The organism is Bifidobacterium sp. UTCIF-38, assembly GCF_006454495.1.
Classification (GTDB): domain Bacteria; phylum Actinomycetota; class Actinomycetes; order Actinomycetales; family Bifidobacteriaceae; genus Bifidobacterium; species Bifidobacterium callitrichos.
In genome coordinates this window covers 1-9497 of the sequence record NZ_JFAL01000037.1, presented here as the reverse complement: position 1 = coordinate 9497, position 9497 = coordinate 1, and the positions used below count along the sequence as shown (strand labels likewise).

The following is a 9497-nucleotide window of genomic DNA, read 5'->3' as shown; positions in this document are numbered from 1 at the left end:
AAGAAATATGACAAAGAGATATGACCCAGATGTCTCGACGCATCTAAAGGCACGTGCCCAGCGACAAGCTGGGCAGACGCAGCCTGGAGGGGCGACATGATTCCAATCCAAGTCCTGTAGGCGAGGTATAAGCACGAGCGCTTGCCGTGGATTGCGTTGAGTTATCCCCAACATGCTGATGATGGGGAGCTTCGACCACATTGGCCGATCGCCCTGTACGGCATCAAACCGTAACAGCTACTGTGCCGGCATGAACACCATAAACACCATGAACACCGGGGAATCACCATGAACGCCAATGCAAACGCCAATGCAAACGCCAATGCCAACGCAACCATCCCGATGGGCGATAGTCTCAAGCAAAGCAAACGATCCATGATCGATCTGTGCACCACCACGGCAAAGAAGCTAGGTCAGCCACTGTTGTTCGGGCTGACGACATCGCTGGTACTGCAAGAGGTCCCGTTGCCGACATGCGATCTTGATATGACCGTACTGCACACGGTCAGTAGCTCGCCCGATAAGAGAATTCGCCGAAATGCATCTTCAACGCAAGTACAAGCGCAAACAAAGACACAGCCACACGTGTGGAAGCTACTGAACACCGAACGAATCCTGCGCATCAACAAGTATGTCTTCGCAGTCGACCTGTTCTCCACGTGGGCGCAGATGGCCGACCACGTCGATCTCACCCAACTGGTCATCCTCGGCGATTCGATCATCAACGCAGTCGAACAGAGGCAGCCTGCGACCCTGCGAGGCAATGGCGCCACTCTGCGCGACAAGCTCATCGACATGACCCTCGAACTATCGCCATTCCGAGGCAAGCGACTGTGCACGCTCGCCGCTCCCCTGTTGATGCCCAATGTGGCTTCGCCCAAGGAATCGGAAATCCGTCTGGAGCTTCTTCGACACGGCGTTCCCCTACCGCAGACGAATTATGTGGTGCCGAACGCCACGTTCAAATCCGGAATCGCGATGACGCTCGATCTGGCATGGCCGGAGTTTCGCGTGGCTGTGGAATACGACGGCGATCAGCATCGCACCGATAAAGCACAGTGGTATCGCGATCAGCAGAAGCGCGATTGGCTGCAGAACCGCGGATGGCTGATATCGATCGCCAATGCGTCCACGTTGGCGGATGAGGCTTCGCGCGAGGAGTTCGCTTGGCGATTGAGCCGTAATCTGATAGCCAACGGGGCCAGGTTCACGTTTCTGCTCTCGCCAAGCCCACTGGACAAGGTCTCCAAGCGAATCGCGAAGCAACTCGCACGCGGTCAGGCCGAAAGCAATCCGACCCAGACATGAGACCTGCGTCTCGTCTCAATGAAATCGACCGGCACTGCTCGGAATAGGCACCGCTATCGAAAGTGTATCGAGAGAGTGTATCGAGAGTGCCGGTCAATAGCCACTGGCCGAAAGCCGACTACCTAGCGCGATTAGTCGTTTCGGAGTGGTACTGGGCGATGACCTTGAGGACGTAGGCGGCGGCGAACAGGCCGAAAGTGACGGCGAGCAGCACAGGCAGGGCGATGCCGGTTTCGGCCAATGTCCCCTGTACGGCGCGGGAGACGGCGTTGCCGGAACCGTTGCTGCCTGTCGCAATGTTGGAGGAGGTGCCGTTGGATGAGCCGTTGGCGTTGGAGTTGCCGGAAGTATTGGAGGAGGCGTTGGTCACGGTGCCGTTGCCGGTGGAACCGGCGTTTGTGATGGCGCCCGAGCCCGCACCGCCGCCGTTGTTCGCGCCGCCGTTACCCGTGGAGGTGGATCCGTTGCCCGGATTGCCGTTCAGATTGTTGTTCAGCGAGTCGTTGAGCGCGTCCTGGAATGCCTTGTGCCACTGTTCGCGTGCGGACACCCACTGCAGGTGATTCTGCTTGATGAGATCGTGCTCAGTCTTCCAGTCGGCCTGCAGCTGGTCAAGATGCTGCTGATGGTCGACCATGTCCTGGTGGATGATCTCGTGACGCTCGTGTGCACGATCGTAGGCACCGTCGATGGCGTTCTTGATGTCGTCGTGCGCCTGCTGCGCATCCTGCCACGCCTGCTCGTGATGCTGGCGTAGATCGTCCACGTCCTGATGGATCTGGTTGTGCACCTGCTCCATGTGCTCGTGATGGGTGACGATGTCCTGATGGATCTGCTGGTTCGTGTTGTGGATGTGATCGATCGCCGCGCCAAGGCTGCTCAGGCTGCGCGCATCAGCGCTTCCGTTCACGTTCACCGGAGCCGTTACGCTCGACTCCCCCGAAATCCCGGCGACTCCGAGCGACGACGATGGCGAATCCGCCGCCATCGCGCCCGACGGAACCGCAAGTGCAAGTCCGCACGCTCCGAGAGACGTAATCATCGCCACGACCACACGCTTCGTCATCGCTTCTCGATTCCCCATATTTCTGATCATGATCCTGCCATCCTCTGCCTTCTCATGCACGGCATATATTAGGTTTTATAGGCATAGCGGTAAATCAGCACGACTAGACAAGATGCCCAATAACGGTCTTGGTTCCATATACACGCAAGGAGGAAACCGATGACGTTCAACCGATATATCGCCTCCAGAATGGTCGTTGAGCTGATTGGCGCGATCGCATGCGCCACCCAGCTGTTCAACGACAGCAGCATGTTCGGTCTGATCGCCACCGTGTCGGTAGCCATGTTCTGGGTGGCGGGCGAGATCTGGGTGGTGCTGGTTTTCCGTCGCGAGAATCCCCGTTCCGACGAATTGTCCGACCAGCATCAGTTGCTGTCGACGCGATTCGCCTTTATCACACTGGTCATCATCCTCATGGTGCTCGGTTTTGCCAATCTGCTGTCCGGCCTGCTGTTGCGCACGTATGTCATGGCGACTCCGATGATCCTGCCTACTCTGGCAATGCTGGCGTTGACCATCGCCGATGCACGATACCTGTGGCTGGAGCATCAAGGCGATACCGGCGAGGATGACGAATGAAGACCACCATCAAATTCCATCGACTCGAACGCGGTCTGAAACAGTCCGATCTGGCCGATCTCGTCAATGTTCGCCGCGAAACGATCGGCAGACTCGAGCAGGGGCAGTATTGTCCTTCGCTTCGTCTGGCCATGGATCTGGCCAAGGTATTCGACACGAGCGTCGAGGAACTATTCAGTTTCGACGACGAGGTTGCGGATGCCGACACGGCCTCCGCAACTGCAGGAACCGGGAGAATCGGAAGAACCGCAAAATAGGAAGATAGATCCCGGATCCTCCACCCCGCAATTCCGCTCCTTAATTACGCTCCGGGCGTGTCGCGATATATGAATTTCAAGTAAATCGCACTAAATCCTTGGAATTCCAATGTTTTTCATCCTTTCCAACAGCTCGGGGGCATTCCCGGGAACTCGGCGCATGCGCGAACCATGTCACATGGTGTGACGCCGTTGTCACATGGCGGCGTCCCTACTCAGAACAACCAAACGGGGGTGTCACAAGGGGGTGTACAGTAAGGGTTCAGACACGGAAGGAACGGACAGTACAGCAGACAGGCAGTAAGCAAGCGATCAAGTAAGCAAGTCTGCTGCCATCCATGCACTCCATGTCGCATGATGTGGAATATTCGAATTAGAGGAGGAATTATCATGATGAAGAAGTTCATGGCCCTTCTGGCTACTATCGTCGCGGTTCTCGGCTTCGGCTTCGCCGCCAACACCGCCGTCGCCGCCCCGTACGGCGCCACCGTCACCGTCAGCGGCAACACCGCCACCGTCGCTTTCCCGGCCGGCACCTTCGAGCCGAACGAGAACGTCACCGTCAAGTGGGATGACGCCGTTGTTGCCGACGTTCAGCAGATCGGCGAGCGCACCTTCACCGCCAAGTCCGACGGCTCCCTGACCCTGCGTTACATCTTCAAGGAAGGTCAGGCCGGTAAGACCATCACGGTCACCGCTTCCGCCGCTTCCGGCACGCACACCGCGTCCATCACGGTGCCTGCCACTGGTGCCGGCGATCAGTCGGTCTCCAACACTGGTGCCGCCACCATCGCCAAGACTGGTGCCACCGTCGCTCCGTACGGCGTGGCCGTCGCTCTGCTGGCCGCTGCCGGCATCGCCCTGTTCGCCGTCCGCAAGACGACCAACCGTCGCTGAATCAGTGAGGCTGTTGCAGCCATGAAGCTGTACAGTCGCAAATAACTTAATGTTAGAAAAACCGGGAGTCATGTTGATTCCCGGTTTTTTCATGCCCCGCACACTGCCCACACAAAGCCCGCACAATGTACGAGGTATCTTCTTTTCCGGAAGGGAGATTTGTTATGCAGATTCTGTACGTGTGCACCGGCAACCAATGCCGTTCCGTCATGGCCGAGTACTACACCCGCTCCGTGCTCGCCGCGCGTGGATTGGACAACGAGGATCTGGACGTACGGTCCGCCGGCACGTTGCATTATCCGCCGCATCCGGCGGATCCGCTGGCCATCGACATGCTCAAGGCTGATGGCATCGACGCGAATCCTCACGTATCCACTCCGCTCACTGCGGATCTGAGCCGGACCGCCAATCTAATTCTGTGCTTCGAACGCGAGCAGATCTCCGATCTCCTCGATCAGAATCCACTTGCCGCGCGCAAGGTGTTCCTGTTCAACGACTTCGTCAATGTGTGCTCGCATCTGCACGCCGACGGCCCGATTCCGGGAGATACGGTCGGCGATCGCCTGAACGAGGTGATGGCATCCGTTTCCATGCTCCGCCCGTTCCTGCCCGAGGCGCCGGAGACCGAGGATCCGCACCGCAAATCTCGCGAAGTGTTCGTTCGCGTCTACGCCGAGATCAAGAAAGGCGTGAACATCATTTTCGATTCGGTGGCGTAACTTGCGACGCGCGATGCTCACGGCATAACACCACCTTCTCCTCAGTACACCTCCTCACTACACCTCACCACAACGCCGTGGCCGATTTTCGGGCGCCGATGCTGAACCGACGCCCGAGAAAGGACCACATGGACACCTCCTTCCCCGTCGACTTCTCGGAAACCGCCAATCGCAGATCCGAGCCGGCATTCCTTCCCCGACTGTTCACTCCACGTGATCGCAGTGATTACCTGTTCTGGCTCGCTCTCGTCACCTTGCCGATCGACGGTACGACGATCGGGTTCTTTCAGCCGTTCTGGACTCCGATAACCCCTTGGCTGCTGCTTATCTATTGTCTGGCGAATCCCGCTCTACTGCGTCAGGTCCTTCATCGGTATGCCCCGTTCGTGCTGCTGCCCGTCGCTCTGATATACCTGTCCGCTGCAGGTTGGGCCACGTTCGGCGTGCATAACGTCGCCATCACGATGAGCCTGTCCGGGGTCATCGCCGTTCCTGCGACGCTGATCGCACTCGACATCGCCTTCGTGCATAAACGTCTCGACTGGAGCGAATGCGTGCGTACGCTGATCGCCGCGTACTGGTTCGCATTCGGCGTGGGCGTGGTGCAATGGCTGGCTGTAAGGCTCGATCTCGGCAGTGTCAGCGGGTATTTCAACCATCTCATGTATCGCTCGTACAGTACCGCCGGCCAGTGGGGCGGTGTGACTGGTCGTCCGCAGTTCCTGTTCGCCGAACCGAGCTACATCGGCATGCATCTGTTCGGCGTGCTGCTGCCGCTGTACTGGCTGATGCGGACGCGTGATTCCGTGTTCGCCCGTAGGCTGCGGGACCTCATCATCACGTTCGCCATAGGAAGCGTGATCATGGGGGCCGGCACGCGCATCGTGCTGGACTGTCTGGTGGCGCTGATCATCGTGATCGTCATCCGCACCACATGGCACGATCCCGATTCCCGCAAGCAGGGCATCCTGCGATTGATCGGTACCGTAGTGCTGGCGGCGATCAGCTTCGCCGTGAACTCGCGTTTGGATTCGATCCTCAACAACGGCATGGAGGGCGACGGTTCATTCTTCGCACGCATATGGCAATCACTTGGTCCCCTGTGCGGTCTGATCGCCCATCCGTGGACTTTGATAAGCGGTTATGGTTCCGGCAATATCGCCGATGCCGTTCATCAGGGGGCCGATCTGGCCGTTCGTGCACTGACTGCGATGCATACCGATCCGACCGGTGCGGCTGGCTGGTATTCGACGACCACTCCTGACACCGTATGGACGATGTGCCTGTATACGAACTTCGTCACCGAATTCGGTCTTGTGGGATTGATTTTGATGATCGCAGTGACCGCACGATTCCTTGCCAGACATCAATGTGTGTGGAGTAAGCTCACCGTATGCTGGCTGATATTGCTCGCATACCTATATATCCAGTTCGAAGGGTATGCGTTCGCCGCGTTCCCCCTGTTCGTCTGGTCGTTGACCCGGCTCGAAGAGTTCACGGACATCAGCGCAGACTGATGTGCGCAAATGACGTTTCAAGAAGACCAAGCGACATCTCCGCTTACGCAGGCGATCACGGCAAAGCAACAGCGTAGCCGTTATGTCTCCGACCGCCCATTACTGGCGCTATTGCTTTTTCAGCCCGACCTCCCTGTCAGAACCCGTGCGAACCGATGTCCGCTTTCGCACCATTATCCGCTGTGCACCCCGCACCGGCAAGTTCGTCTTTTCTAACATTTATCGATGTCTTTATGTTAGACTTATCTAACATAAGACGAAATGTTCGATAAGTCTAACATTGGAGCGGCGATGGGAAGAATGTCAAGTGAGATTCAATCCATCAGACAATTGACGGTGGCACTACGCGACGCCCGGGTGATGCAGAAGCTCACCCAGGAGGAGCTGGCCCAGCGGACAGGCCTGACCCGCCCATGGATCAGCCAGTTCGAACAGGGCAAGATCATGAACGCCAGCATCTCCCGCATACTGCTGCTATGCCGGGAACTCGGAGTGACTTTCACCGTCTCCTACAATGTACCGGAACAGCAGGCCGGCATTCAGCAACCATCGAGCCATCGAAAAGACCTTGCAGATGCCGCAAAGCCGGCGCATCACAATACACGGCCTCCGACCTCCGACGAGATATCCAAAATGGCGGAACAACTGCAGCCTCTCGCAGGCTTCTCGCTGGAACCATATCTCACCGCTTTGCAGAGACTGACGAGCAACCATTCACCGAACGGTCCGACAGACGACGACATCACGCCGAGGACGACGACAAGGAACGAAGACGACGATGAAGATCAAAGTGCTTGATGTACTGCTCAACGGGCGTCATATCGGCGTACTACGCGAGGAGCCGACCGGCAAACACTCATTCACCTACGATTCGGACGATCCCAACTCGATGCCGCTTTCACTGTCCATGCCACGTAAAGCCGAGCCATGGAGGGGAAATCCGATCGAGGCGTATATCGACGGCATACTCCCCGACGATCCTGCCATCAGACAACGCATCGGCCGTCTATACGGAGTTAATCCACGTAACCCATTCGCTCTTTTGACCGCAGTGGGACTGGATTGCGGAGGAGGCGTGCAATTCGTCGCTCCCGACAATACGACGCCGCCAGCAGGTCACATCACACCAATCAGCGAAGAACATATCGGGCAGCGGCTACTCGCCATTGTCGGTGCGCAACAGGCATCATGGCAGAGCGAGGAGGAGCACTGGTCTCTGAACGGCGCACAGGACAAACTGGCCCTTCGATATACCAATGGACAATGGTATGAAGCCGAAGGAGCCGCAGCCACCACGCATATCATCAAGCCCGGCATACGAGGACTGCATGAGCAGGCATTCAACGAATATCTCTGCCTGAAGACGGCCGAAAAGCTGTCACTGCCCGTTGCACGAACCGATTACCGGGTGTTCGGAGGAGTGCCGGCAGTCGTCAGCGAGCGCTGGGATCGAACCATTGACGACACCGTTGTTCCCGCCACTGTGACACGAATCCATCAGGAGGACTTCTGTCAGGCAATGAGCATCATGACGGAGAACAAATATCAATCCGACGGAGGCCCCGGAGCCGTTGACATCGTGCGATACATGAACGACAACGGGTTCCCGGAAGATGATGTGAATACGCTCATAAAGGCACTGATATTCAATTACCTGATAGGCGGATCGGATGCGCATGCCAAGAACTATGCGATCCTCGAGCCCATATCCGGCGATGGTCCTCGCCTGGCTCCGCTCTACGACATCGCATCCCTGTTCGCATATGACACCCGACGCAGGGAGAGGAGACTGGCAATGAGCATCGGCGGCGAGTATCAGTGGGAACGGATCGAGCTGCGGCATTGGACGAGATTCTTCGAGCAATGCAGCAGTGATTCGTCCGATCAAGAGCGTTTTACTGGCATGCTTGCGGAACTGGCCATTCGGATCGTTCCTTCCTTTGTCCAGGCGTCGACCGCAGCATTGGCATGGGTGGGCGTTCTTCCCGGTGTCACCGAGGAGGAGATCACCAACAAGAAGATGCTGATCAACCGCATGGGAACAGCCATCGTCAAACAGAGCGCACGTGTACTAGGCTGGTTCCCGAGTTAGACACGATTATGGGTTATGAAGTACCGCCTTCCGCCGAGTTCCGAAGTATCTGGAAGCCTGTCGTATTATGGGCAGCGAGGATGCACGTAAATGCATGTTATGAGTGACCCCACAAATCGGAGGTGGCTGATGGTTCCCATCGAGGATGTGTACGCACAGATCCGCGAGTTCGCAGCCGAATCCGGCGCGCGCAGGGTCGTGCTCTTCGGGTCCAGAGCCAAAGGCACGAATCGACCCAAAAGCGACATCGATCTCGCCGTGGCCGGATGCCCCGATTTCGACTCGTTGGAGAGTCGACTGCAGAACGAACTCTGGTCGCTGCTCAAACTGGACGTGATCAACCTCGACGGACCGATCTCCGAATCCCTGAGAACGGAGATAGCCCGCACCGGGAAGGTGCTCTATGAAAAAGTATGAGAACTACGCCTCCGCACTGCGCTCGCTGAGGCAGGCACCCTCGCAGGATCTGAACAACGAGTTCATTCAAAGAGGCATCATCGATAAGTTTGAATTTCAGTTCGAGCTCGGCTGGAAGCTGCTCAAGGCGATGCTGGCATATGAAGGAGACCCGATCTCCGCCTCCGGCTCTCCACGGGATGTCATCAAGACGGCATACCAGTACTACGACTTCATGGATGAGTCGCTCTGGCTGCGCATGCTGCGCGACCGCAACGATTCGGCGCATATCTATGACGAGTCGCGCGCCAAACAGCTCGTACACACCGTCATCGATGAGTACATTCCCGAATTCGAACGCGTGAATCAGGGACTCATCACGCGCTACGGAACCCTGCTCGAGCAGTAGACGCTCCTGTTGCGCAGTCGGATGCGCAGTCGGAAGTGATGCTTGGTATAGCGCATCAAACGCCTCTCGCTAGGGAGTTCTCAGCGAGAGATGTCCGATCACCCCTGACGCCAATCTCTCGCTGAGGCACCTCTCAGCGAGAGATTATTGCCTCTGCTCAACCGCGGTCTCTCACTGACGCCCCCGCAGCGAGAGACCGTTGCCACCCTTCGGCACCAACCTCTCGCCAGGGCCGAGTGCAGCGAGATGCTTATGTC

Annotated in this window: 11 protein-coding genes; 10 read left to right on the top strand and 1 reads right to left on the bottom strand. The window is 57.4% G+C overall.

Features of this window, described 5'->3' with window-relative positions; genetic code table 11:
* The first annotated feature begins 288 nt into the window (after nucleotides 1-288).
* Entirely contained in the window at nucleotides 289-1308 is a 1020-nt protein-coding gene (locus BW11_RS11225; protein ID WP_140445852.1) for a hypothetical protein, read from the top strand.
* A gap of 118 nt (nucleotides 1309-1426) precedes the next feature.
* Here the strand turns inward: BW11_RS11225 and BW11_RS11220 are convergent, their stop codons facing one another.
* A complete protein-coding gene (locus BW11_RS11220) occupies nucleotides 1427-2218 on the bottom strand; it encodes a hypothetical protein (protein ID WP_140445853.1) in 792 nt (263 codons plus the stop codon).
* Nucleotides 2219-2533: 315 nt separating this feature from the next.
* Between BW11_RS11220 and BW11_RS11215 the strand changes: the two genes are divergently transcribed.
* From BW11_RS11215 to BW11_RS11175, 9 genes are all read left to right on the top strand, one after another.
* Nucleotides 2534-2953, top strand: a complete 420-nt coding sequence (locus tag BW11_RS11215; protein ID WP_140445854.1) for a hypothetical protein — start codon at nucleotides 2534-2536, stop codon at nucleotides 2951-2953.
* On the top strand, nucleotides 2950-3210 hold the full coding sequence (locus BW11_RS11210) for a helix-turn-helix transcriptional regulator (protein WP_140445855.1): 261 nt from the start codon (nucleotides 2950-2952) through the stop codon (nucleotides 3208-3210). Before BW11_RS11215 ends, BW11_RS11210 begins: the two co-directional genes overlap by 4 nt.
* Before the next feature lie 390 nt (nucleotides 3211-3600).
* Nucleotides 3601-4107 carry a hypothetical protein gene (locus tag BW11_RS11205; RefSeq protein WP_140445856.1) on the top strand — a complete coding sequence of 169 codons (507 nt, stop codon included), beginning with the start codon at nucleotides 3601-3603 and terminating at the stop codon, nucleotides 4105-4107.
* A 164-nt stretch (nucleotides 4108-4271) separates the two neighbouring features.
* Nucleotides 4272-4826, top strand: coding sequence for a protein tyrosine phosphatase (locus tag BW11_RS11200; RefSeq protein ID WP_140445857.1), 555 nt, complete (start codon nucleotides 4272-4274; stop codon nucleotides 4824-4826).
* A 128-nt stretch (nucleotides 4827-4954) separates the two neighbouring features.
* On the top strand, nucleotides 4955-6343 hold the full coding sequence (locus BW11_RS11195) for a hypothetical protein (RefSeq protein WP_140445858.1): 1389 nt from the start codon (nucleotides 4955-4957) through the stop codon (nucleotides 6341-6343).
* Nucleotides 6344-6604: 261 nt separating this feature from the next.
* Entirely contained in the window at nucleotides 6605-7141 is a 537-nt protein-coding gene (locus tag BW11_RS11190; RefSeq protein ID WP_140445859.1) for a helix-turn-helix domain-containing protein, read from the top strand.
* Nucleotides 7122-8435 carry a type II toxin-antitoxin system HipA family toxin gene (locus BW11_RS11185; RefSeq protein ID WP_140445860.1) on the top strand — a complete coding sequence of 438 codons (1314 nt, stop codon included), beginning with the start codon at nucleotides 7122-7124 and terminating at the stop codon, nucleotides 8433-8435. The genes BW11_RS11190 and BW11_RS11185 overlap by 20 nt, the downstream gene beginning before the upstream one ends.
* A gap of 129 nt (nucleotides 8436-8564) precedes the next feature.
* Entirely contained in the window at nucleotides 8565-8852 is a 288-nt protein-coding gene (locus BW11_RS11180; RefSeq protein ID WP_140445861.1) for a nucleotidyltransferase family protein, read from the top strand.
* Nucleotides 8839-9240 (top strand): HI0074 family nucleotidyltransferase substrate-binding subunit, encoded by a 402-nt coding sequence (locus BW11_RS11175; protein WP_140445862.1) that lies wholly within the window; start codon nucleotides 8839-8841, stop codon nucleotides 9238-9240. Before BW11_RS11180 ends, BW11_RS11175 begins: the two co-directional genes overlap by 14 nt.
* Nucleotides 9241-9497 lie beyond the last annotated feature (257 nt).